Here is a 22,330-nt window from a genome sequence, read left to right on the forward strand (position 1 = left end):
TCTGGTGCTGTGGCCGCGCGCTGTGGCATGATCGGTTGAGGCAGGAGGATCAGGTCATGCTCCCGGCTCTTCCCAGGCATCGCTTCCCTCGCCTGCGACGCGTCGCAGGCGTTGGCCTTTTCGCCCTCGGTCTCGTTCTGGCGCCCGGGCCGGCCTCGGCACAGCCCGCTCCCGGTCCGCAGGGCGAGACGACGCGCCGCGTCGCCGCGCCCACCGGCCAGCAGCCGCCCGCCGGCGGCCTCAATCGCTCGATGCGCGTGCCGCCCGGCGCCTGGATGCAGCCGCGTCAGGCGCGCAGCCTCGTTCCGGCGCCCGAGGAGACCCGTTTCGTGCCGGATGAGGTGTTGTTCGAGCTGGCGCCCAATGCCGATGCCGACACGGTACTGCGCCGCTATGGCGCGACGGTGATCGCCCGGCAACGCTTCGAGCTCGCCAATGTCACGATCATCCGCGCCAAGCTCGAGGCCGGTCGCGATCTGCGCGCCGTGCTGACACAGATGGGCGACGACGACAGCATCGCCGGTGCCCAGCCGAATTTCCTGTTCGACCTGCAGGAGGACGGGTCCAAGCCGGTCTCCGGCGTATCGACGGGGCCGAGCACGGCCTCTTCCGATGCGCGCAGCCAGTCGACCCTGCCGACGCTGCGACTCTCCGACCCGACGCCGGTCGCCCGCGCGCCGGCGACGACGCGCCGCGTGCTGCCGCCGCAATATGTGGTCGGCAAGCTGCACCTCACCGAGGCGCATAAGCTGGCGCAAGGCCGTGGCGTGCGGGTTGCGCTGATCGATTCCGGCGTCGACATGGAGCATCCCGAGCTGCGCGGCTCGGTCGTCGGTTACCTCGACGCCATCGACGGGCAGGCGACGCCGCATGCCCACGGCACTTCGATGGCCACCGCCATCGCCGCCCATGGCGAGCTGGAGGGCATGGCGCCGGCGGCGCGGCTTCTGGTCGGCCGGGCCTTCGGCGGCACGCAGGCGACCTCCGCCAACGGCAAGTCGTTCCAGATCATGACGGCGCTCGACTGGGTGGTGCAGCAGCGGGCCAAGATCATCAATCTCAGCTTCGCCGGCCCGCAGGACCGCCTGCTGTCCAAGGCGCTGGTCGGCGCCAAGGAACGCGGGCTGATCGTGGTGGCGGCGGCCGGCAACAACGGGCCGAAATCGGGCCCGCTCTATCCTGGCGCCGATCCGAACGTCATCGCGGTCACTGCGACCGATGCCGACGACAAGCTGTTTCCGGACGCCAATCGCGGCGGCTACATCGCCGTGGCCGCTCCGGGCGTCGACGTGCTGACGGCGGAGCCCGAAGGGCGCTACGCCTTCACCTCGGGCACGTCGATCGCGGCCGCACATGTCACCGGCCTGGTCGCCATGCTCGTCGAGAAGGAACCCGATCTCGACCTCGCGGGTGCGCGCAAGATCTTGGCGGAGAGCGCCGTCGATCTCGGCCCGAAGGGGCGCGACCCGCTCTTCGGCGCCGGCCGCGTTGATGCACAGGCGGCCTTGGCGCGGGTCCTGCCGGTCGCAACCGCGCAGCCGTGATCGGCGCGCGCACTTGACCTTCGCCGTCGCATCGGCCTGATGGCGCCATGCCGCGCCCGAAACTGCTGTTCGTCGCCACCGAGGACTGGTTCTTCGCTTCGCATTTCCTGCCGATGGCGCGGGCTGCGCGCGAGATGGGGCTCGACGTCGCCGTCATCGCCCGCGAGCGCAACCATCGCCGCGTCATCGAGGCGACCGGCGCGCGGCTGATCGCGCTCGAAGCCGAGCGGCGCAGCCTCGATCCGCGTGCCTTGTTCAAGCAGGTTGCGGCACTGAAGCGGATCATCGCGGCCGAGAAGCCCGACGTCTTGCATTGCATCGCGCTGAAGCCGATCGCGCTGGCGGGCCTTGCCGGCAAGCTCGCCGGCGTCGAGCGGCGCGTCTATGCGCTGACCGGGCTCGGCTTCCTCGGAGCGAAGCAGGGAGGGCTCGCGGCGCTGGCACGCTTCGCGGCAGTGACCTGGCTGCGCGGCGCGATCGATGGGAGGCAGGTGCGGTTCCTGTTCGAGAATCCCGACGATCCCGTCACGCTCGGGCTCGATCCGCAGGATGCCGGCAAGGTCGCGATCGTCGGTGGTGCCGGCGTCGATCCGCTGATCCTGATGCCGGCGCCGATGCCGTCGGCGCCGCCTCTCAAGGTCGCGATCGTGGCGCGGATGTTGTGGTCGAAGGGCGTCGACCTCGCCGTCGAGGCGGTCAGGCTGGCGCGGGCCGAAGGTGCCAAGGTCACGCTGACGATCCATGGCGCGCCTGATCCGTCCAATCCCAAGGCCATTCCCGAGGCTACCTTGAAGGAATGGGCCGCGCGACCGGGCATCAGCTGGGCCGGGCCGACGCGCGACATCGAGGCCGTCTGGAAGGCGCATCACCTGTGCATCCTGCCGTCGCGCGGCGGCGAGGGGCTGCCGCGTACCATCCTGGAAGCCGCCGCCTGCGGCCGGCCGATCCTGACGACCGATGTGCCGGGCTGTCGCAGTTTCGTACGCGAGGGGCACGACGGCATGGTCGTGCCCTCCGACGATGCCGCTGCGCTGGCCAAGGCGCTGCTGGTCTTCGCGCGGGCGCCGGGGCTGACCGAGCGGATGGGCGCGAACGCACGCGCACGGCTGCTCGACGGCCATACCGAACGCGATGTGATGAACGCGGTGAAGGCCCTCTATCGCAGCCTGCTGGATGAGCCTGCGACGGATGTGACGGCATGAGCGCGCTGGCGAACGAGCCGGATCGCGTCGCTTTCATCAGGGAGCATACCCGGCTGCTGCCGGTGCCGCATGCCCCCGAGATCGCTCTGCATGTCGCGGAAGAGGCGACGGAACTCTGGCAGAAAACCGAGGATGAGCTCGCCGTCATCGGTCTGCCACCGCCCTTCTGGGCCTTTGCCTGGGCTGGCGGGCAGGCGCTGGCTCGCTACCTGCTGGACAATCCCCAGATCGTCGCGGGCCGGCGCGTGCTCGATTTCGCCTCGGGCTCCGGGCTTGTCGCGATCGCGGCGATGAAGGCGGGTGCAGCTTCGGTCGAAGCCTGCGATATCGACGCCTTCGCCACGGCCGCCATCGGCCTCAATGCGGAAGCGAACGGCGTCGCGGTGACGGCGCGGCTCGACGATCTGGTCGGCCGCGATGAGGGCTGGGAAGTGATCTGCGCTGGCGACGTCTGTTACGAGCGCGCCATGGCCGAGGCCGTGATCGGCTGGCTCGGCGGGTTGAGCCGGCGCGGGGCGACGGTTTTGATCGGCGATCCCGGCCGTAGCTACCTGCCGAAGGACAAGCTCACGGCCGTCGCGACCTATGAGGTGCCGGTGACACGCGCTCTGGAAGATGCCGAGATCAAGCGCAGCTCGGTCTGGCGGCTCGCGGGTTAGGCGCGCCGCCAGGGCCTGGGCTCACGCCGCGCGGCGCCGGATCGCCGTGCCGGCTGCGTGCTCGGTACGGAAGGCGGCGACCAGGTGGTTGAGCTGCTCGATCTGGTCGAGCAGCGTGCGGGCCGAAGCCGCGCTTTCCTCGGCGAGCGCCGCGTTCTGCTGCGTCATCTCGTCCATGTGGCTGACGGTCTGGCTCATCTCGTCGATGCCGTTGGCCTGTTCGCCGGAAGCGGAGGCGATCTCCTCGACCGTGCTCGAGACCTTGGCGGAGGCGGCGACGATCCGGTCCAGCGTCTCGCCGGCCTGGCGGACGAGCTTCACGCCTTCCGCCACCTCGGTATCGGAAGAGGCGATCAGCCCGGTGATGTCCTTGGCGGCATCGGCCGAGCGCTGGGCCAGGGCACGCACCTCGGCGGCGACGACGGCGAAACCGCGCCCCGCCTCGCCGGCCCGGGCTGCTTCGACGGCAGCATTGAGGGCGAGCAGGTTGGTCTGGAAGGCGATGCCGTCGATGACGTCGGTGATCTCCGAGATCTTCTTCGAGGCGCCCTCGATGCGGGCCATGGCTTCGACCGCATCCTTGACGATATCGCCGCCGGTGCGCGCGACGTGGGCGGCCTCGTCGGCCAGGGCGACGGAATCGCGCGAGGCCTGCGAGGAGGTCTTGACCGAGGCCGCGAGCTGCTCCGTCGTGGCAGCGCTCTCTTCCAGCGCCGAAGCCTGCTGCTCCGTGCGCATGGAGAGGTCCTGCGCGCCGCTGCTGATCTCCTGCGAGGAGGCGGCGATCGCGGTGGAAGTGCCCTTGATGGTCGAAACCATCTCCTGGAGCCGATCCATGGCGGCGTTGAAATGGTCGCGAATCTGGCCGTATTCGGCCGGGATCTCGGGGCTCATGCGATGGGTCAGGTCGCCTTCGGCCAGTGCTGCCATGCTCTCGCTGACGCAGGCGATGGCCTTGTCGCGTTCGGCCGCCTGGGTCTGCTCGATGGCGCGGGCCTCGGCCTGCGCCTTCAACCGGGCCTCCTCCGAAGCTTCCAGATAGACCGTGATCGCATAATCCATGTCGAGCATCGCGGCCTTGACGATGGCGCCGATCTCGGCCGAGCGCTCGGCGACGCCGGACATGCGCTTGCCGAGCGCATTCTTCGGCCAGCGCGCTTCCAGCACACCGGCGAGCAGCTTTTCGAGGATCAGGGCATATCCGCCGATATACCAGCGCGGCTCGAGCCCGATGCGCGCATGGATCTTCCCGACCTGGGTGACGGCGCCGATATAGTGCTCGTCGAACTGCCCGGTCGCGATGCCGCTCCAGTGCTTGCCCTGACGCTGCTTGGCGCTTTCGATGTGCTGCTCGTTGCTGAAGAACGCCTTCGTCTCCGGAAAGGCGCGCAGCTGCGCATAGAAGGCATCGAGCGCGCCCGGAACGGAGGCGCCCAGCGCGTCACCGACGTCGCGGATACGCGCCTGCGCGTCCGGATCGAGCTGCATGAAGGCAAGCCGTCTGGCAAGATGATCCAATTCCGACATCGATAGGCCCCCAAGCCTCGGCAGAAACCATTTCTGCCGTTCCTCGAGTATGGCGGAACTGGGTTAACAACCTATGAGAGCATGTCTTGATCTGGGTCAATTTCTACAGGAGAGCGGCGTGCTATGATTGCAATCAACCTCGGCGTCGCAGGGGATCGCCCTGTAAAAGCAGGGCTGGCACAGGCGCGCGCGCCTAGCCTGCCTCATGCCGCGCGAGGAAGTCCTCGACGGAGAGGTGGCGGAAATCGTCGAGAGCGGCGCGCAGCTTCGTATGTTCCCAGTCCCACCAGCCGAGCTTCTGCAACCTATCCGCGATATCGTCCGGAAAGCGCTGGCGGATCGGCCGGGCCGGATTGCCGGCGACGATGGTGTAGGGCGCAACGTCCTTTGTGACGACTGCGCCACCGGCAACCACCGCGCCGGTGCCGATGCTGCGGCCGGCGAGGACGATCGCGCCGTGGCCGATCCAGACATCGTGCCCGATGGTCACGGCATGGGCGCGGCGCCAGTCGAAGAAGGCGGCATCGTCCTCGGCGTCATCGAAATAAGCCGAGGAGCGATAGCTGAAATGCGACTGGCTTGCCCGCTGCATCGGATGGTTGCCGGGGTTGATCCGCGTCATCGCCGCGATCGAGCAGAATTTGCCGATCGTCGTGTAAATGACATTCGCGTCGTTCACGACATAGGAGTAGTCGCCTAATGTCGACTCGACGAAGGCGGTGCGGGCGCCGATCTCGGTGTAGCGTCCGAGCGTGGCCTTGCTGACCTTCGCCGTCGGGTCGATCACCGGTTCCAGTCCGAGCTTCTTTCCAGCCATGTCCTTGCACTCTCCTGATCTCGCGGTCCCGGCTTCAGCAGCGGGCGCGCTCGTCCTCGTGGTCGGGCCGTCCGGGGCGGGGAAGGACACCTTGATGGATGCAGGGCGCGCCGGGCTTGCCGGCGATGCGCGCTTTCGCTTCGCGCGCCGCCTGATCACCCGCCCGGCCATGGCTGGCGCGGAGGATCACGATTCCTGCGACGAGGCCACTTTCCGTGAGGCCGAAGCGAAGGGCGCGCTCGCGCTGAGCTGGCGCGCGCATGGGCTGAGCTACGGGATTCCGGCGGCGGAGCTTGCGGGCATCGCCGAGAGCGCGGTGGTGATCGTCAACATCTCGCGGGCGGTCATCGCGGCGGCCGAGCGGCTGGCGGAGCGCGTGGTCGTGCTCAACATCACCGCTCCGGTCCCGGTTCTGGCGCAGCGGCTTGCGGCGCGCGGGCGCGAGAGCGAGGCCGATATCGCGGCCCGCCTCAAGCGTGAGGCGCCGCTGACGGCCGAGCGTGCCGAGATCGTCACCATCATGAACGATCGCAGTGTCGCCGAGGCCGCCGACGAACTGCTTGCCGTCCTGCGTGCGCTCGCGCGGCATGGCTCCTAGCCGAACGGATAGGAGTCGAGCAGCCGGAAGCGGCCGGCGCGCTCGGCCTGCTTGAACAGAGCGAAGCGATCCAGTCTGACCGGGCCCGCCGGCAGCGCCGCGGCAGAGGCGGCTTCGAGCGCCTGCTTGACTGGCTCGACCTGCCCGCTCGGCAGGGAGCCCGTCAGTGTCATGTGGAAGCGGAAGGCATCGCCCACATAAGGGTAGCCATAGGCTTCCAGATAAGCGTGCTGCGCCGGGGTCAGAGGGCTCTTCAGGCGTCGTGCGCGATCGGCTTCCGCCAGCGGTGCGCGGAAGGGCTCGAAGCCCTGCACGAGCGTGAAGGCGAAGCGCTGCAGGGCGTCGCTCGGCTCGGATGGGGTCAGCGCGACGAAGGAACCCAGCGCCGTCACGCTCAAGCCCGCCAGCGTCACGCCTTCCAGCCCCGCGGCATAGTTGCGGGCAAAGGCGCGCAGCTGCTCTTCGCTGCGCCCGTCGGCGAGCTCGAACGGGGCCTTCAGCGTCGCATGGAAGCCGTAGCGGCGCGGCTCCTCGGTCAGAGCGGGCCAGGTCGCCGGTGCGCATCCGGGCGGGACAGCGAAGGTGGCATCCTCGCCCGTCAACGCGTCATAGCCCAGCACCGCCGAACCGAAGCGCCAGAGGGCGCTGTCGGCGGCGGGTGCATAATAGACGGCGTAGCGCGGCTTGCTCAAAATGCGCGCTCGCCCTTCGACCAGACGGCGCCGAGCACGGGCGTGCTGCCAAGCACCTTGAAGCGCACGAGGTCGGCCCTGAGCCCGGTCTTGAGATGGCCGCGATCCTTCAGGCCGAGGATGTCGGCGACCTTCCAGGTCACCATGCCCATGGCCTCCGGCAGCGCGATGCCATGGCTGGCATTGAGCTTGACGACCGCCTGGAGCAGGCTCGCGGGAACATAGTCGGAGGAGAGGCCGTCGAGCAGGCCTTTCTCCGCAAGCTCGGAGACCGAGACGCCGCCGGAATGCGAGCCGCCGCGCACGACGTTCGGCGCGCCGGCGACGGTGGCAAGGCCGTGCTTCTTGGCGGCCTCGGCCGCTTCGAAGGTCGTCGGGAATTCGGAGATCACTGCGCCCGAGGCGATGCCCTCCTCGACATGCTCGGGAATCGTGTCGTCATGGGTTGCGAGCGGGATGCCGCGCGTGCGGAAGATGTCCACGACGGTCGACCAGTTCCTGGCGACGTTGGCTGCACCTTCGCGCTGGCGCACCTCGACGTCCTCCTCGAATTCGGCCTGCGTCTTGCCGTTGCCCATGGCATAGGTGCGCAGATGCTCGATGTTGCGCCACTGGCGCTGGCCGGGCGTGTGGTCCATCAGCGAGACCAGCTGGACGAGCTCGTCGTCCTGATAAGGCTCGATGTCCCTGAGCAGGTCCGGGCTCGTCAATTCGCAGCGCATGTGGATGCGGTGGTCGATGCGGAAGACGTTCTCGCGCTTGCCCTCGGCCAGCGCCTTCATCACGTCGGCGAAGATGTCCTTGCGGTAGTCCTTGGCCGAGAAGGGCGTGCCGGCACAGACGGCGTCGTAGACGGTGGTGACGCCCGCGGCGGCCATCTGCGCGTCATGGACCAGCGCCGCGGCGAGCCCGTTCGGCCAGAAGACCTTCGGGCGCGGCATGAAATGCTTTTCCATGTTGTCGGTGTGCATCTCGACGAGGCCGGGGGCGACATAGTCGCCGCCGGCGTCGATCGCGCCGGGCAGCGAGGATTGGCCCTGGTCGACAGCGGTGATGCCAGTTTCGTCGAAGGCGATGGTGCCGGTGACGACCTCGTTCTCGAGGATCAGCCTAGCGTTGGTGAGTACGGTCTGCATCATGCGGCCTTCCGGAAAGCGGTGATGTCGAGATAGCGCGTCGCGACGCGTTCGCGAACCGCCTCGTCGTGGAAGATGCCGACGATGGCGGAACCAGCGGCGCGCGCCTCCGAGATGAGTTCGACGACGACGTCACGGTTTGCAGCGTCGAGCGAGGCGGTCGGCTCGTCGATCAGCATGATCGCGGAGGGATCGACGAAGGAGCGGGCGATGTTGACGCGCTGCTGCTCGCCGCCGGAGAAGGTGGCGGGCGCGAGGTTCCAGAGCCGCTCCGGCAGGTTGAGCCGGGCGAGCATGGCCTTGGCTTTCTCGGTCGCGACGTCGGGCGCGGCGCCGCGGGCGAGCAGCGGGTCGCGCACGATGTCGAGCGTCGAGACGCGCGGAATGACGCGCAGGAACTGCGAGACGAAGCCGAGCGTGCGGCGGCGGATGTCGAGCACGGTGCGCGGCACGGCCGCGACGATGTCGACGGGGCGGCCGGCATGGGTGATGCGGATCGCGCCGCTCGTGGGCTTGTAGTTGCCGTAGAGGATGCGCAGCAGGCTCGACTTGCCGGCGCCCGAGGCGCCGGCAAGCACCAGCGCCTCGCCGGCTTCGACGCTGAAATTGACGTTGTCGAAAACGGGCAGACGCGCTCCACCCTGGTTGTGCAGGGTGAAGGTCTTGGCGACGTTCTCGACCTGAATCATCGTGGTCATGGGGTCAGTGCCTTGCCGATTCGCGGTGACGAGGGTGTGACGGGGCCGTCACACGCTCAGCACCGCCGAGGTCAGGAGTTGCGTATAGGCATGGTGCGGATCGTCGAGGACCTGGTCGGTCAGGCCCTGCTCGACGACGCGGCCATCCTTCATCACCATCAGCCGGTCGGTCAGGAGCCGTGCGACCGCGAGGTCGTGGGTGACGATGATCGCGGCGAGGCCGAGATCGCGCACCAGCACGCGCAGCAGGTCGAGCAGGCGAGCCTGCACGGAGACGTCGAGGCCACCGGTCGGCTCGTCCATGAAGACGAGGCGCGGTTCGGAAACCAGCACCCGGGCGATCTGCAGGCGCTGCTGCATGCCGCCGGAGAACTGACGTGGCCGATCGTCGATGCGGGTGCCGACGATCTCGACGCGCTGCAGCCAGTCGAGTGCGCGCTCGCGGATCTGGCCGTAATGGCGGTCGCCGCGATCCATCAGGCGCTCGCCGACATTGCCGCCGGCGGTGACGTCCATGCGCAACCCGTCGCGCGGGTTCTGATGGACGATGCCCCAGGCCGTGCGCATCAGGCGGCGGCGCTCCTGCTCGGAGACCGAGTAGATATCGAGCGGCTCCGTGCCGCCCCTGAACAGCACTTCGCCCTCGTCGGGTTTGTCGATGCCGGCGAGGCAGCGCAGCAGGGTTGACTTGCCCGAGCCGGATTCGCCGACGATGCCGAGCACCTCGCCCGGCCAGAGGTCGAAGGAGACATCGGCGCAGCCGATGCGCTCGCCATAGAAGCGGCTGACGCCGTCGATGGAGAGCAGGGGGGCGGGTTCGAGCGCGAGCTCGGCCGCTGCGACATGCAAGGTCATGGGGTGGTCTCCTCGACCAGGCCGCTCGCGGCCGCGTCGCCCAGCATCGTGCCGCGATGGCCTTCCGCCCGGCGGGTCTCGCAATAATGGCTGTCGGAGCAGACGAACATGCGTCCGCCCTGGTCGTCGATCACGACCTCGTCGAGATAGCTGTCGCCCGCGCCGCAGAGCCCGCAGGGCTGGGTCCAGCTCTGGATGCGGAAGGGATGATCCTCGAAATCGAGGCTCTTCACGCTGGTATAGGGCGGCAATGCGTAGATGCGCTTCTCGCGGCCGGCGCCGAAGAGCTGGAGCGCTGGCGACATGTGCATCTTCGGGTTGTCGAATTTCGGGATGGGCGAGGGCGCCATCACATAGCGGTCGTTAACCATGACCGGGTAGTCATAGGTCTTGGTGATCTCGCCATAGCGGGCGATGTCCTCATAGAGCTTGACCTGCATCAGCCCGTATTCGGCCCAGGCGTGCATCTTGCGGGTCTCGGCCTCGCGCGGCTCCAGCCGGCGCAGCGGCTCGGGCATCGGGACCTGATAGACCATGACCTGCCCGCTCTTCAGCGGCGCCTCCGGGATGCGGTGGCGGGTCTGGATGATCGTGGCCTCCTCCGTCGCCTCGCTGGTGCGGGCGTCGGCCGTGCGCTCGAAGAACTTGCGGATCGAGACGGCATTGGTGGTGTCGTCGGCGCCCTGGTCGATCACCTTCAGCGTATCGGACGGGCCGATGATCGCGGCGGTGATCTGGATGCCGCCAGTACCCCAGCCGCGGGCCAAGGGCATCTCGCGCGAGCCGAACGGCACCTGATAACCCGGCACCGCGACGGCCTTGAGCAAGGCGCGGCGGATCATCCGCTTGGTCTGTTCGTCGAGATAGGCGTAGTTGTAAGCCGGCTTCGTATTTTCCGCCGGCATCTGATGGATGGTCATTCGGCAGCCTCCGGCAGGGTGTCCTGTTCGCGCGCCAGCCGCTCCTCGCGCTCCTTACGGATGCGGCGGATCAGTTCGAGCTCGCCCTGGAAATCGACATAGTGCGGCAGCTTGAGATGCTCGACGAAGCCGGCCGCCTCGACATTATCGGCGTGGTAGAGGACGAACTCGTCCTGCTGCGCCGGGTAGTTCGTCGCCTCGCCGAAATCGCGCGCCTTCAAGGCGCGGTCGACCAGCGACATCGACATCGCCTTGCGCTCGCTATGGCCGAAGACGAGGCCGTAGCCGCGGGTGAATTGCGGCGGCACCTCTTTCGAGCCCTGGAACTGGTTGACCATCTGGCATTCGGTCAGGGTGACGTCGCCGAGATCGACCGCGAAGCCGAGTTCTTCCGGCACGAACTCGACCGCAACCTCGCCGACGCGGACTTCGCCGACGAAGGGATGCGTCCCGCCGAAGCCGCGCTGCACGGAATAGCCGAGGCCGAGCAGGAAGCCCTCGTCGCCGCGCGCCATCGATTGCAGGCGGATATCGCGATCGGCCGGGAAGGAGACGGGATCGCGTGTCAGATCGAAGGGCCGCGGATCGCCTTCCGGCGGTTCTTCCGCTTCCATCAAGCCCTCGGCACCGAGGATATCGGGCACGCGCGGCATGGTGGCGTCGAGCGGAGCCTGAGCCTTGCGGGGTGTGGCCTCGGACGCCTCGTCCATCAGGGCGAAGTCGAACAGACGATGCGTGTAGTCATAGGTCGGGCCGAGCACCTGTCCACCGGGCAGATCCTTGTAGGTCGCGGAGACACGGCGGCGGATCGCCATCTGGGCCGTGTCGAGCGGTTCAGAGGAGCCGAAGCGCGGCAGCGTCGTGCGATAGGCCCGCATCAGGAAGGCGGACTCGATCACGTCGCCCTGCGACTGCTTCAGCGCGAGCGCGGCGAGGTCCTGGTCGTAGAGCGAGCCCTCGTTCATCACGCGGGCGCAGGCCAATGCCTGCTGCTCGCGGATCTGGGCGACGCTGATCTCCGGCACGGCCGGATCGCCCCGGCGCGCCTCGGCGACGAGATCATGCGTGGCGAGGATCGCGGCCTCGCCGCCCTTGACGGCGACATACATCAGCGAGCCTCCTTGATCTGCGTCGAACGCGGCAGGCCGATCAGGCCCGCGCCATGCGCGAGCACGACGTCGACGCCGAGCGGATAGAGTGCGCCGTTCTCGCGCAGCTCGTCGGTGAAGCCGGGACGCAGGCCCTGAGCGGCGATGGTGCGTTCGCCGGGAATGCCGGGGCCCGAGAGCGTCAAGGCGGCGCCGCCTTCCAGGCCTGCAACCTGCACGATCACGGTGGTGGAGCGATCCGGGAACTGGTCGGTGCCGAGGTTGAAATCAGACAGTTTCGGCTCGTCGGTCGCGCCGTCGAGCACCGCGAAGGCGGCCTTGATCGGCTCGTCGACCAGCGCCACGCCGCAGTGGAAGCGCAGCCAGGCAGCGGCGGGGCCGTTACGCAGCGCCTCGGGCAGCCAGACTGGTGTCTCGTAATCGGCCAGCGCCAGCAAGGCGGTCGCCGTGGCGGTGGCAAGGCCTTCCGGCGGGGTGATGTCGTCTGTGACGCATTGCAGCGTGCCGGGCTCCGAGAGCGCGGCGAGCAGGGCGCGGAAGGCGGCCTGCGACTGGAAGACCGGATCGGAGAAGCCGGGGGAGATCATGTCCTGCGCCGTCATCACTCGCCCCTGACCAACGTGAAGAAATCGACCTTGGTCGCCGCCGCCTTGCGCGAAGCGAGGTCGCGGGCCGTGGCCTGTTGCGCAGTCAGCGTCGCGACGCCCTGCGAGAGTTCGCCGCCGGCCGCCTCGTCCTGGAGGCGGGCGTCGAGCAGGGCCGCGAGCCGCGCCTTGCGGTGGTCGCGGCCGAGCGCATAGGAGAAGCCCATGCGGCCGTTGGGCAGGCGCACGACGCAGCGCGTCACGGTCGCCTCGCCAAGGTTGAAGCGCCGTCCGGCCCCGCCGGCCCGGCCTTCCACCATCACGGTGCCGGTCTCGGGCGCCTTCAGCACCTCATGTTCGGGGAGGGCGCCGAGAAGGGTCGCGATCTCGTCGCGGGAGGCGCGCGCCAAGGTCGCCATCCATTGTTGTCGGGGTGTTTTCGAGGTCATCCGCCGGCTCGCTGGTCAGCTTCAAATGTCTAGACTATAATGTCTCTGACGATGATGAATGTCTATACTTTTTGGATGAATTTTTGATGACGCAAGAGACGGCGCAAGCCCCGGTCCTCAATGGCGAAGGCGGTACGGTCTGGCGGCGCATCGCCGACGAGCTGGCGGCCGCGATCGAGCGCGAGGAGTACCGGCCAGGCGACACGCTGCCGGCCTCGGTCGCGCTGGCGGAGCGCTATGGCGTGCATCGCCATACGGTGCGGCAGGCCTTCCGGCACCTCGCCGATCTCGGCCTGGTGACGGTGTCGCGCGGCCGCGGCACGCAGGTGACGGCGCCCCGCCTGCCTTATCCGATCGGTCGGCGCGTCAGCATGCGCACCAATATGGGCAAGCTCGGCATCACCGGCACGAGCCGCATGCTCTCGGCCGAGACGGCCGTGGGCGAGGCGCCTGCCTGCACGGCGCTCGGCCTGAAGACCGGGACACCGCTCTGGTGCGTGCGGGGCGTGAGCCTGGCCGACGGCGTGCCGATGGGCACCGGCACGCACTGGCTCTCGGTGGAGCGCTTCCCGGATTTCGACAGGGCCTATCGCGAGGCCGCCGGGTCGATCACCGCCGCCTTCAAGACCTATGGCATCGCGGATTACGTGCGCCTGTCGACGCGCCTCACCGCGCGGCTGGCCGACGAGGCGGAGGCCGAACTGCTGCAGATCGCGCCGGAGTCGGCGGTGATGATCTCGACGGCCATCGACGCGCTGCCGGACCTGACGCCGATCCACCTCGTCGCGAGCGTCTTCGCCGGCGAGCGTATGGAAATGGTGATCGAGCCGTTCGGGGAGTGACGGCGCGCTCGCCGGGTCGGGCTTTCAGACCGCGCGCTTGCCGATGATGGCGAAGCGCAGCTTGCTCGACAGGAAATCGATGGCGGAGACGGCGGCGAGGATCAGCAGAATCAGAAACGAGACCTGCTGCCATTCCAGCGTGCGGATGGTTTCGGCGAGGTAGAGGCCGATGCCGCCGGCGCCGACGATGCCGATGATGGTCGAGGAGCGGGTGTTCGACTCGATGAAGTAGAGCACCTGGCTCGCGATCACCGGCAGCACCTGCGGCAGCAGGCCGAAGCGGATCTGGTGCGCTTTGCCGCCGCCGACCGAGGAAACGCCCTCGACCGCCTTGCGGTCGGCCGCTTCGATCGCTTCGGAATAGAGCTTGCCGAAGGCACCGAAATCGCTGGTCATGATGGCGAGCATGCCGGCGAAGGGGCCCAGGCCCACGACGTTGATCCAGATCAGCGCCCAGATCAGCGCGTCGACGCCACGCACGGTATCGAGCGAGCGGCGGGCGAGGAAATGGATGATGCGGTTGGCGACGACGTTGCGCGCCGCAAGGAAGCCGAAGGGCAAGGCCAGGAAGGCCGCCAGCACGGTGCCCAGGAAAGCGATGGCGATCGTCTCGAACAGGGCCTTCACGAAGATGATGGCACGGGCCCAGGAACCGGGATCGGGCGGCAGCATCAGCACGACGAAGGTGCCGAGATTGCCGAAGCCCGCGAGCACGCGCCAGAGCGTCGTCTCCAGCGTACTCAGCCCGTAGACGAACAGGCCGAGCAGGGCGGCGATAGTGCCGACGGTCGCGAGTTTCGTCCGGAGCGAGCCGCGAATGGCGGCGGCGTGGCGCTGCAGGATGTCGCTGCGTTCGGTGGCGGAGATGGCGATGCTCACGAGCGGCTCTCCAGGCTGAGGAGCGCGTGACGCAGCCGCTCCGTGCCGAGATCGATCAGCATCACGGCCAGGATGATCAGGAGCATGATGGCGCTGACGTCGGTGTAGTAGAACTTGCGGATGGCCTCGATCAGATCCTGGCCGATGCCGCCGGCGCCGACGAAGCCCATGATCGAGGCGCCGCGCACGTTGATCTCGAAGCGCAGCAGCGCATAGCTCGCGAAATTGGAGAGCACCTGCGGCACGACCGCGAAGCGTACGACCTGCCACCAGTTGCCGCCGGTGGCGGCGATGCCGTCGACGGGTTTGAGGTCGATGTTCTCCACCACTTCGGAGAAGAGCTTGCCGAGCGCGCCCATGGTATGGATCGCGATGGCGAGCACGCCGGGCAGCGGGCCGAGGCCGAAGGCGATGACGAAGATCAGCGCGAAGACGATCTCGGGAACGGTGCGGCAGAATTCGAGGAAGCGGCGGACGCCGAAGCGCAGCCAGGGCGTACGGCCGAGATTGGCGGCGGCGGCGAAGCAGAGCAGGAAGGCACCGGCCGCACCCAGGATGGTGCCGACATACGCGATCAGCACGGTCTGCCAGAGCAGCCTCAGCCAGCGCGCCAGGCCCCAGTACCATTCGGCGAGGTCGGCGCCGAGCGTGGCGAGATGCAAGGTGGGCAGGGTCTGCCAGATATAGTTCGGGAAACGGCCGATGTTCTCGATCAGCTTGCCGAGGTCGACCTCGGCACCGATGGCTGAGAGCCAGATGCAGGCGAGGAAAACGGCGATGCCGATCAGTGTCTGGCGGCGCTTGCCGGCCGCGGCCTGCCGGTAGCTTTCGGCATGGGCCCTGATGGCGGGGTCGTTGCGGTCGATCGCAAGGGTCATGGACGCTGCCCGTCAGAGGGAGAGGCGTCATTCCCGGGCCGCGCCGAGCGCGGACCCGAGAAGCTCTTTGAAGAGATGCCCGGGGGAGGCCCGGGCATGACGGGCTGGATTACGACGACTTCTTCTTGCGCAGCGAGTCGACGAAGGTGATCAGCTCGATGACCGGGTCGTAAGCCTTGTTGTCGACCGCGACGAGCGGGCCCTGCTTGCCTTCATAGATCTTGTCGAAGGCGGCCTTGTCCTTGGTGGCGAGGTTGAGGACGGCGTCGCGGATCTTGGCCTTGAGGTCGTCCGGCAGGTCGGAGAGGTAGGCCATCGGCGAGTTCACGATCTGCTCGGACTTGTAGATGATCCGGAAGTCGTCGGCCTTCGCCATCTTCTTGCGGTCCATGCGGAGCAGGTTCGACTCGGTCTCGTCGTTCCACCAGTTGGCGGCGACGTCGACCGTGCCCTGCTGCAGGGCGATGATCGCGTTCTCATGGCTGCCGGTGTAGACGACCTTGGAGAAGAAGGTCTCCGGATCGATCTTCATCTTGTCGAGGACGAAGCGCGGCACGTTGTTGCCCGAGGTCGAGTTCGGGTCGACGAGGCCGAGGTTCTTGCCCTTCAGGTCCTCGATCTTCTGGTAGGGCGAGTCCTTCTTCACGTAGAAGACGGAGTGATAACCCTTGGTGCCGTCGAGGTTGGTCTCGATCGCGAAGGCGTCGACCTTGACGCCGGTGACGCGGGCGCGGGCGAAGGACGCCGGGCCGTACATGCCGATATGGATGTTGCCGGCGCGCTGGCCCTCGATGATCGCGGCGTAGTCGTTGGCGATGCGCAGCGTGACCTTGGTGCCGAGCTCCTTCTGGAGATAGTTCACGAAGGGGGTGTAGCGCTCGACGACGCCCGAGGCGTTCTCGGAGGGGATGATGCCGAAGACGAGCTCGGGATACTTCGCCTTCCAGTCCTGGGCAAAGGCGGGAGCCGCGGCGGCGGCGAGGCCGGCGGCGGCCAGCTTCAGGGTATGACGACGGGTCAGCATTGAGGTTGCTCCTTTGGGTAGCTCGTCCAGGGGGTAGGCTCGTCCGGCGCGGCGCTCGGCGCCGCTCAGGCGATCTTCTGCTTGGCGCGCTTGGCCGCCTCGGAGGCGGCGATGGCGTCGAGCGCGTCCAGGGCTTCGGCGCCGGCATCCTTGGCCTCGATGCCGTAAAGGTCGGCTGCGACCTCGCGGGTCAGCGCCTGCGGCACGTCGTCGAAGACGACCTTGCCGGCCGCCATGCCGATCAGCCGGTCGCAATATTTCGCCGCGATATCGAGGTCGTGGAGATTGCAGACCACGGTGATGCCGTGCTCGCGATTGATGCGGAACAGCGCGTCCATCACGACCTGGGTGTTGCGCGGGTCGAGCGAGGCGATCGGCTCGTCGGCAAGGATGATACGCGGCTCCTGGACCAGGGCGCGGGCGATGGCGACGCGCTGCTGCTGGCCGCCGGAAAGGGTTTCGGCGCGCTGGGCGAGGAGGTGGCCCATGTCGAGCCGCTCGAGCGCAGCGATGGCGCGGATCTTGTCCTCCTCGGCGAAGCTCTTCACCAGCGTCAGCGCGGCTGAGCGGTGATTGAGCCGGCCGAGCAGCACGTTGGTGAGCACGTCGAGGCGGCCGACAAGGTTGAACTGCTGGAAGATCATCGCGGTGTCGCGGCGCCAGCGCCGGAGCGCGGTGCCCTTCAGCGCGGTGATGTCGCGGTCCTCGCAGAGGATGCGGCCGCTGCTCGGCTCGGCCAGGCGATTCAGCATGCGCAGCAGCGTCGATTTGCCGGCTCCGGATCGACCGATGACGCCGACCATTTCGCCGTTAGGGATCGACAGCGAGACATTGTCGACGGCGTTCTTGTCGCCGAAACGCTTGGTCAGGCCTTCGATGCGCAACATAAAGGGTTCCCGGATGAGGCTGGGCGCGGCGCGCGCTTCCGGGATCACGATCCGGGTGCGGCCGCCTCTCTAGTGGCGCGAGAGCTATGCGGTGGAGATGACAGCCGCGTGACGGCGCGCGACGGTTCTCGGGCCGTGGCCTCCGCCGCGGCTCGCTCGCGCCGGTCAACGTTTTCGTGAGGTCGCTAAAATGCGCTTGGACGATCCGCGGCGAGCCGGCAGGATGATGCTGGATGCCTAGGCGCGGTGGAGCAGGGGGCCGGGGGAACGGCGCGGTGCTCCGGCAAGCATCTTGCATTGGCGCCTATGGAGCCGGATCGGTGTCTCGGTGGTCCAAAAACGTCTATTTTTGGGCCGCTGTGGCGTGTCGGCATCTTAGCAACGCCTTTCGTTCCATTTAAGACCAAACGGCGGCAACGGAGCCCCCAGCCAGATGAAGCGGTTTATTCTCCTTCTCCTCGTCGCCGGCCTGGCAGGCGGCGGGTATTATGGCTACCGGACGTATCTGGCCGGCGGCGAAGCCGCGCGCGCCAACGTGAATCCGGCCGTGCGCCCTGCCGTGCCGGTCGAGGTCGCCGCCGTCGAGGTCATGGCGGTCAGCGAGGAGGTCGAGGCGCTCGGCACGCTTGCCGCGGACGAGTCCGTCGTGATCGCGCCCGAGATTGCCGGCCGCGTCGTCGCGCTCGGCTTCAAAGAAGGCGAGCCGGTCAAGGCCGGGCAGGCGCTGGTCAATCTCGACACCGCGATCCTCGACGCCGAACTCAAGCAGGCCCAGGCCGATCTGGGTCTGGCGCGCGACACTTATGAACGGCTGCGCTCGCTGGTTCAGCGCGGCTCGGGCACGCAGGTCGCGCTCGACGAGGCCGCCGCGAAGCTTGCCTCCAGCGAGGCGCGCGTGCAGCTCGCCAAGGCCAAGCTCGCGCAGTCGACGATCATGGCGCCGTTCAACGGCGTGGTCGGCCTGCGCTCGGTCGGCGTCGGCGACTATGTCCCGGTCGGCAAGCAGCTGATCACGCTGACCAACATCGACCCGATCAAGATCGATTTCCGCGTGCCCGAGATCTATCTCAGCCGTCTCAAGGTCGGCCAGCCGGTGCAGATGCGGGTCGATGCCGTTCCGGACCGGAAGTTCACCGGCCAGATCTTCGCGATCGACCCGGTGGTCGACGTCAACGGCCGCGCGATCAGGCTGCGCGCCAGCATCCCGAATGCCGATCTCGCGCTCAAGCCCGGCCTCTTCGCCCGCCTCGCCATCACCGTCGACCAGCGCCAGAACGCGATCGTGGTGCCGGAGATGGCGGTGGTGCCGGATGCCGTCGGCAAGATGGTCTACGTCGTCGACAACGGCAAGGCGCGGCGCGTCAGCGTCGAGCTCGGCAAGCGCCTGCCGGGCAAGGTCGAGATCGTCAGCGGCCTGAAGCCCGACATGCAGATCATCACCGCCGGCCAGATGCGCCTGCGCGATGGCAGCGCCATCGCGATCAAGGACAAGATCGTCCAGACGAGCCAGCTCTAGGACAGACCCCGATGAGCCTGTTCGAACTCTTCGTCCGCCGGCCCGTCCTCTCGACGGTGCTGAGCTTGCTGGTGATCCTGATCGGCATCGTCTCCTATGGCCGCCTGACGATCCGCGAATATCCGAACATCGACGAGCCCATCGTCTCGGTCCGTACCGATTATCGCGGCGCCTCGGCCGAGATCATCGAGACCCAGGTCACGCAGATCCTGGAGAACTCGATCGCCGGCATCGAAGGCATCGAGATCATCTCCTCGACCAGCCGCCAGGAGCGCAGCTTCATCCAGGTCCGCTTCCGGCCGGACGTCGACCCGGACGTCGCGGCTTCCGACGTGCGCGACCGTGTGAGCCGCGTGCGCAGCCGCATGCCGGACGAGATTGACGAGCCGGTCATCGCCAAGGTCGAGGCCGATGCGCAGCCGATCCTTTATCTCTCGCTGACCAGTTCGCGGCACGGGCCGCTCGAGCTCACCGACTTCGCGGACCGCTTCATCTCCGATCGCGTCCAGAACGTCACCGGCGTTGCCGAGGTGCGCATCCTCGGCCAGCGGCAATACGCCATGCGCATCTGGCTCGATCGTGCCCGGATGTCCGCCTACAACATCAGCGTGCAGGAGGTGGAGGCCGCGGTCCGGGCGCAGAACATCGAGATCCCGTCGGGCCGTATCGAGAGCAACGATCGCGAATTCACCGTGCTCTCGCAGACCGGCATGACCGCGCCGGCGGAGTTCCGCGAGATCGTCGTCAAGGACGCCAACGGCTTCCCGATCAAGCTGAAGGACATCGCCAAGGTCGAGCTCGGCGCGCGCGAAGAGCGCAACGCCGCCTGGTTCGGGGGCACGCCCTCGGTGACGATCGGCATCGTCAAGCAGGCGACGGCCAATCCGCTCGACGTCTCGGCCGGCATCGAGGAGGCTCTGCCCGGCATCATCGAGGACCTGCCCCAGGGCATGTCGATCGCCAAATCCTACGACACCTCGGTCTTCATCGATCGCTCGATCAAGGCGGTCTACCAGACGATCCTCGAGGCGATCGTGCTGGTCGTGCTGATCATCTTCGTCTTCCTGCGCTCGTTGCGCGCGACGCTGATCCCGCTGGTGACGATCCCGGTCTCGCTGATCGGCTCCTTCGCTCTGATGTATGCGCTCGGCTTCACGGTGAACACGCTGACGCTGCTCTCGATGGTGCTCGCCATCGGCCTCGTCGTCGACGACGCCATCGTGGTGCTGGAGAACGTGCACCGCCATATCGAGGACGGCATGCAGCCGACCAAGGCGGCGATCCGCGGCATCAACGAGATCGCTTTCGCCGTCGTCGCGATGACGCTGACGCTGGTCGCGGTCTATGCGCCGATGGCCTTCTCGACCGGCCGCACTGGCAAGCTCTTCATCGAGTTCGCGCTGACGCTCGCCGGCGCAGTCTTGGTCTCGGGCTTCGTCGCGCTGACGCTGACGCCGATGATGTGTGCCAAGCTGCTGCGCCACCATGATTCGCATAGCTGGCTGTTCAACGTGCTGGAGCGCGGCTTCGACGCGCTCTCGCGCGGCTACAAGGCCTCTCTGCGCTTCGCTCTGAGCGTGCGTCCGCTCATCGTCCTGCTCGCGATCGGTGTCGCCGGCAGCGGCTATTACTTCTTCACCCATCTGCGCTCCGAGCTGGCGCCGGTTGAGGATCGCGGCACGATCACGGCCGTCGGCGTGGCGCCGGAGGGCGCGACGCTGTCCTTCACCGCCGACTATGCCCGGCAGGTCGAGAACTACTTCAAGAACATCCAGGAGGTCGAAACCTACCTCGTCATCGTCGGCTTCCCCGACGTGACGCGCGCGATCGGCTTCGCCCGCCTCAAGCCCTGGGAGCAGCGCGAGCGCAAGCAGCAGGACATCGTCGCCGAGATCAACAAGGGGCTGTCGCAAATCCCCGGCATCCGCATGTTCGCGACCAACCCGCCCTCGCTCGGGCAGGGCAATGCCAACAGCAAGCCGGTCGAGTTCGTGCTGCGCTCCTCGGAGCCCTATGCGCAGATCAAGGGCTATGTCGACCGCCTGATGGCCGAGGTCGCCAATTCGCCGGCCCTGACCAATGTCGAGACCAACCTCATTCTCGATAAGCCGCAGATCAAGGTCTCGATCGACCGGCAGCGCGCCGCCGATCTCGGCGTCGGCGTCGACATCGTCGGCCGCACCATGGAGACACTGCTCGGCGGCCGGCAGGTGACGCGCTTCAATATGAACAGCAAGCAGTACGACGTCGTGCTGCAGGTCGAGGGCACGGAGCGCAACACCCCGCAGGCGCTGCAGTCGATCTACCTGATGGGGCGCGGCGGCGCGGTGGTGCAGCTCTCCAGCCTGGTCAAGATCGAGGAGAACGTCGCGCCGAAGGAGCTGGTGCGCTTCAACCAGCTGCGCTCGGCGACGATCACCGCGATCCCGGCCCCGGGCTATTCGCTCGGCGACGCGCTCAAGGTGCTGGAGGACGGTGCGGCGCGTGTGCTGCCCTCCTCGGTGCAGGTCGACTATTCCGGCCAGAGCCGCGAGTTCAAGCAGTCGGGCGCGAGCATCTTCATCGTCTTCCTGCTGGCGCTGGGCTTCATCTACCTGGTGCTGGCGGCGCAGTTCGAGAGCTTCGTCGATCCGGTGGTGATCATGGTCTCGGTGCCGCTCTCGCTGACGGGTGCGCTGGCGGCGCTATATTTCTCCGGCGGCACGATGAACGTCTACAGCCAGATCGGCCTGATCACGCTGGTGGGCCTCATCACCAAGCACGGCATCCTGATCCTGGAGTTCACCAATCAGCTGCGTGAGGAGGGCAAGGAGATGATCGACGCCCTCGTCGAGGCGGCGGAGCTGCGCCTGCGGCCGATCCTGATGACGACCGGCGCGATGGTGCTCGGCGCCGTACCCCTCGCCATCGCCCATGGCGCTGGCGCCGAGAGCCGCTCGCAGATCGGCTGGGTCATCGTCGGCGGCATGACCTTCGGCACGCTGCTCACGCTCTTCGTGGTGCCGGTCGCCTACAGCTATCTGGCGCGCAAGGTCCATGGCTCGCGCCATGGCGCGCATGAGGAGGCGCCACACGGCGCGCATCCGCAGCCGGCGGAATAAGGCTCGGCCTCTTCTTCCCTTCTAGGGAAGGAGAGGCGAGGCAAACTTATCCCGTGGCTTCGGCCCGGACTTATTCTCCGTGTGTCCCATCCGACAGAGGGGGCTTCGCGAGGCATCGTGGGCCGGTTGGGATTGCGGGCTTCGTGTCCCGAGCCGTTGCGGGCTCGTCAGGCACGGAGGTGTCGACTTCGTCCGGGCCCAACAGGCAGGCCCGCTCCTTCGCCGGAACCCAGAACGAAGCGGAACCCCAGATACCCGTGCGCGGAGCCGAACGGCGCGAGGTCGTCGCTGTTCGAAACTTCGACATCGACTCGACATCGGCACGCAGCCGTCGACTGCGAACGCCGCGGCATCGGACCGAAAAGTGGAATCCACTTTTCGGAGAAATCCGATGCCATCCTAGAACAGATCAT

The 22,330-nt window shown here is 67.5% G+C and carries 21 protein-coding genes; 7 read left to right on the forward strand and 14 right to left on the reverse strand.

The window, feature by feature from the left end; all coding sequences use genetic code 11:
• Positions 1–56: 56 nt before the first annotated feature.
• Genes CE453_RS05135 through CE453_RS05145 form a run of 3 tightly spaced genes read left to right on the forward strand, consistent with a single transcriptional unit; the run spans position 57 to position 3,405 of the window.
• Positions 57–1,544 carry a S8 family serine peptidase gene (locus CE453_RS05135; RefSeq protein WP_089173604.1) on the forward strand — a complete coding sequence of 496 codons (1,488 nt, stop codon included), beginning with the start codon at positions 57–59 and terminating at the stop codon, positions 1,542–1,544.
• Positions 1,545–1,591: 47 nt separating this feature from the next.
• Positions 1,592–2,746, forward strand: coding sequence for a glycosyltransferase family 4 protein (locus CE453_RS05140; protein ID WP_089173605.1), 1,155 nt, complete (start codon positions 1,592–1,594; stop codon positions 2,744–2,746).
• A complete protein-coding gene (locus CE453_RS05145) occupies positions 2,743–3,405 on the forward strand; it encodes a class I SAM-dependent methyltransferase (RefSeq protein ID WP_089173606.1) in 663 nt (220 codons plus the stop codon). Before CE453_RS05140 ends, CE453_RS05145 begins: the two co-directional genes overlap by 4 nt.
• Positions 3,406–3,426: 21 nt before the next feature.
• On the opposite strand, the gene CE453_RS05150 is transcribed toward CE453_RS05145, so the two are convergent.
• Positions 3,427–4,932 (reverse strand): globin-coupled sensor protein, encoded by a 1,506-nt coding sequence (locus CE453_RS05150; protein WP_089173607.1) that lies wholly within the window; start codon positions 4,930–4,932, stop codon positions 3,427–3,429.
• Positions 4,933–5,125: 193 nt separating this feature from the next.
• Positions 5,126–5,749: an LbetaH domain-containing protein gene (locus CE453_RS05155; protein WP_089173608.1), complete on the reverse strand. Its 624-nt coding sequence runs from the start codon at positions 5,747–5,749 to the stop codon at positions 5,126–5,128.
• Between CE453_RS05155 and phnN the strand changes: the two genes are divergently transcribed.
• Positions 5,748–6,347 (forward strand): phosphonate metabolism protein/1,5-bisphosphokinase (PRPP-forming) PhnN, encoded by a 600-nt coding sequence (phnN, locus tag CE453_RS05160; protein ID WP_089173609.1) that lies wholly within the window; start codon positions 5,748–5,750, stop codon positions 6,345–6,347. The genes CE453_RS05155 and phnN overlap by 2 nt on opposite strands.
• Here the strand turns inward: phnN and CE453_RS05165 are convergent.
• The 8 genes from CE453_RS05165 to phnG are packed head-to-tail and all read right to left on the reverse strand — an operon-like array spanning position 6,344 to position 12,760.
• A complete protein-coding gene (locus tag CE453_RS05165; protein WP_248307957.1) occupies positions 6,344–7,039 on the reverse strand; it encodes a DUF1045 domain-containing protein in 696 nt (231 codons plus the stop codon). The two genes, phnN and CE453_RS05165, sit on opposite strands and share 4 nt — an antisense overlap.
• Positions 7,036–8,178, reverse strand: coding sequence for an alpha-D-ribose 1-methylphosphonate 5-triphosphate diphosphatase (locus CE453_RS05170; RefSeq protein ID WP_248307958.1), 1,143 nt, complete (start codon positions 8,176–8,178; stop codon positions 7,036–7,038). The genes CE453_RS05165 and CE453_RS05170 overlap by 4 nt, the downstream gene beginning before the upstream one ends.
• Complete coding sequence (phnL, locus tag CE453_RS05175; protein WP_089173611.1) at positions 8,175–8,873, reverse strand: phosphonate C-P lyase system protein PhnL; 699 nt, start codon at positions 8,871–8,873, stop codon at positions 8,175–8,177. Before phnL ends, CE453_RS05170 begins: the two co-directional genes overlap by 4 nt.
• A gap of 48 nt (positions 8,874–8,921) precedes the next feature.
• On the reverse strand, positions 8,922–9,728 hold the full coding sequence (gene phnK / locus CE453_RS05180) for a phosphonate C-P lyase system protein PhnK (RefSeq protein WP_089173612.1): 807 nt from the start codon (positions 9,726–9,728) through the stop codon (positions 8,922–8,924).
• Positions 9,725–10,648: an alpha-D-ribose 1-methylphosphonate 5-phosphate C-P-lyase PhnJ gene (locus CE453_RS05185; RefSeq protein ID WP_282568774.1), complete on the reverse strand. Its 924-nt coding sequence runs from the start codon at positions 10,646–10,648 to the stop codon at positions 9,725–9,727. The genes phnK and CE453_RS05185 overlap by 4 nt, the downstream gene beginning before the upstream one ends.
• Entirely contained in the window at positions 10,645–11,757 is a 1,113-nt protein-coding gene (locus CE453_RS05190; protein WP_089173613.1) for a carbon-phosphorus lyase complex subunit, read from the reverse strand. Before CE453_RS05190 ends, CE453_RS05185 begins: the two co-directional genes overlap by 4 nt.
• A complete protein-coding gene (gene phnH / locus CE453_RS05195) occupies positions 11,757–12,359 on the reverse strand; it encodes a phosphonate C-P lyase system protein PhnH (RefSeq protein ID WP_089173614.1) in 603 nt (200 codons plus the stop codon). Before phnH ends, CE453_RS05190 begins: the two co-directional genes overlap by 1 nt.
• On the reverse strand, positions 12,359–12,760 hold the full coding sequence (gene phnG, locus CE453_RS05200; protein WP_248307959.1) for a phosphonate C-P lyase system protein PhnG: 402 nt from the start codon (positions 12,758–12,760) through the stop codon (positions 12,359–12,361). The genes phnH and phnG overlap by 1 nt, the downstream gene beginning before the upstream one ends.
• 116 nt (positions 12,761–12,876) lie before the next feature.
• Between phnG and phnF the strand changes: the two genes are divergently transcribed.
• Entirely contained in the window at positions 12,877–13,632 is a 756-nt protein-coding gene (gene phnF / locus CE453_RS05205; RefSeq protein WP_089173616.1) for a phosphonate metabolism transcriptional regulator PhnF, read from the forward strand.
• A 24-nt stretch (positions 13,633–13,656) separates the two neighbouring features.
• Here phnF and phnE (CE453_RS05210) read toward each other — a convergent pair whose 3' ends face one another.
• From phnE (CE453_RS05210) to phnC, 4 genes are all read right to left on the reverse strand, one after another.
• Positions 13,657–14,511 (reverse strand): phosphonate ABC transporter, permease protein PhnE, encoded by an 855-nt coding sequence (gene phnE, locus CE453_RS05210; RefSeq protein WP_472840978.1) that lies wholly within the window; start codon positions 14,509–14,511, stop codon positions 13,657–13,659.
• Positions 14,508–15,389, reverse strand: a complete 882-nt coding sequence (gene phnE, locus CE453_RS05215; RefSeq protein WP_089173617.1) for a phosphonate ABC transporter, permease protein PhnE — start codon at positions 15,387–15,389, stop codon at positions 14,508–14,510. Before phnE (CE453_RS05215) ends, phnE (CE453_RS05210) begins: the two co-directional genes overlap by 4 nt.
• A gap of 109 nt (positions 15,390–15,498) precedes the next feature.
• Positions 15,499–16,413, reverse strand: coding sequence for a phosphonate ABC transporter substrate-binding protein (phnD, locus tag CE453_RS05220; protein WP_089173618.1), 915 nt, complete (start codon positions 16,411–16,413; stop codon positions 15,499–15,501).
• 65 nt (positions 16,414–16,478) lie between these two features.
• On the reverse strand, positions 16,479–17,300 hold the full coding sequence (gene phnC / locus CE453_RS05225) for a phosphonate ABC transporter ATP-binding protein (protein WP_089173619.1): 822 nt from the start codon (positions 17,298–17,300) through the stop codon (positions 16,479–16,481).
• Positions 17,301–17,733: 433 nt separating this feature from the next.
• Between phnC and CE453_RS05230 the strand changes: the two genes are divergently transcribed.
• Both CE453_RS05230 and CE453_RS05235 read left to right on the forward strand, forming a co-directional pair.
• Positions 17,734–18,816 (forward strand): efflux RND transporter periplasmic adaptor subunit, encoded by a 1,083-nt coding sequence (locus CE453_RS05230; protein WP_089173620.1) that lies wholly within the window; start codon positions 17,734–17,736, stop codon positions 18,814–18,816.
• 11 nt (positions 18,817–18,827) lie between these two features.
• The gene (locus CE453_RS05235) at positions 18,828–21,917 is read left to right on the forward strand and encodes an efflux RND transporter permease subunit (protein WP_089173621.1); all 3,090 of its coding nucleotides are present in this window, start codon (positions 18,828–18,830) and stop codon (positions 21,915–21,917) included.
• Positions 21,918–22,330: the final 413 nt, after the last annotated feature.

Source organism: Bosea sp. AS-1, assembly GCF_002220095.1.
Classification (GTDB): Bacteria; Pseudomonadota; Alphaproteobacteria; order Rhizobiales; family Beijerinckiaceae; genus Allobosea.

Bases quoted from the DNA above. Each gene is read 5' to 3' on its own strand.
- CE453_RS05135 (WP_089173604.1), top strand. From the start codon at position 57: ATGCTCCCGGCTCTTCCCAGGCATCGCTTCCCTCGCCTGCGACGCGTC.
- CE453_RS05140 (WP_089173605.1), top strand. From the start codon at position 1,592: ATGCCGCGCCCGAAACTGCTGTTCGTCGCCACCGAGGACTGGTTCTTC.
- CE453_RS05145 (WP_089173606.1), top strand. From the start codon at position 2,743: ATGAGCGCGCTGGCGAACGAGCCGGATCGCGTCGCTTTCATCAGGGAG.
- CE453_RS05150 (WP_089173607.1), bottom strand. From the start codon at position 4,932: ATGTCGGAATTGGATCATCTTGCCAGACGGCTTGCCTTCATGCAGCTC.
- phnN (WP_089173609.1), top strand. From the start codon at position 5,748: ATGTCCTTGCACTCTCCTGATCTCGCGGTCCCGGCTTCAGCAGCGGGC.
- CE453_RS05155 (WP_089173608.1), bottom strand. From the start codon at position 5,749: ATGGCTGGAAAGAAGCTCGGACTGGAACCGGTGATCGACCCGACGGCG.
- CE453_RS05170 (WP_248307958.1), bottom strand. From the start codon at position 8,178: ATGATGCAGACCGTACTCACCAACGCTAGGCTGATCCTCGAGAACGAG.
- phnL (WP_089173611.1), bottom strand. From the start codon at position 8,873: ATGACCACGATGATTCAGGTCGAGAACGTCGCCAAGACCTTCACCCTG.
- phnK (WP_089173612.1), bottom strand. From the start codon at position 9,728: ATGACCTTGCATGTCGCAGCGGCCGAGCTCGCGCTCGAACCCGCCCCC.
- CE453_RS05185 (WP_282568774.1), bottom strand. From the start codon at position 10,648: ATGACCATCCATCAGATGCCGGCGGAAAATACGAAGCCGGCTTACAAC.
- CE453_RS05190 (WP_089173613.1), bottom strand. From the start codon at position 11,757: ATGTATGTCGCCGTCAAGGGCGGCGAGGCCGCGATCCTCGCCACGCAT.
- phnH (WP_089173614.1), bottom strand. From the start codon at position 12,359: ATGACGGCGCAGGACATGATCTCCCCCGGCTTCTCCGATCCGGTCTTC.
- phnG (WP_248307959.1), bottom strand. From the start codon at position 12,760: ATGGCGACCTTGGCGCGCGCCTCCCGCGACGAGATCGCGACCCTTCTC.
- phnF (WP_089173616.1), top strand. From the start codon at position 12,877: ATGACGCAAGAGACGGCGCAAGCCCCGGTCCTCAATGGCGAAGGCGGT.
- phnE (WP_089173617.1), bottom strand. From the start codon at position 15,389: ATGACCCTTGCGATCGACCGCAACGACCCCGCCATCAGGGCCCATGCC.
- phnD (WP_089173618.1), bottom strand. From the start codon at position 16,413: ATGCTGACCCGTCGTCATACCCTGAAGCTGGCCGCCGCCGGCCTCGCC.
- phnC (WP_089173619.1), bottom strand. From the start codon at position 17,300: ATGTTGCGCATCGAAGGCCTGACCAAGCGTTTCGGCGACAAGAACGCC.
- CE453_RS05230 (WP_089173620.1), top strand. From the start codon at position 17,734: ATGAAGCGGTTTATTCTCCTTCTCCTCGTCGCCGGCCTGGCAGGCGGC.
- CE453_RS05235 (WP_089173621.1), top strand. From the start codon at position 18,828: ATGAGCCTGTTCGAACTCTTCGTCCGCCGGCCCGTCCTCTCGACGGTG.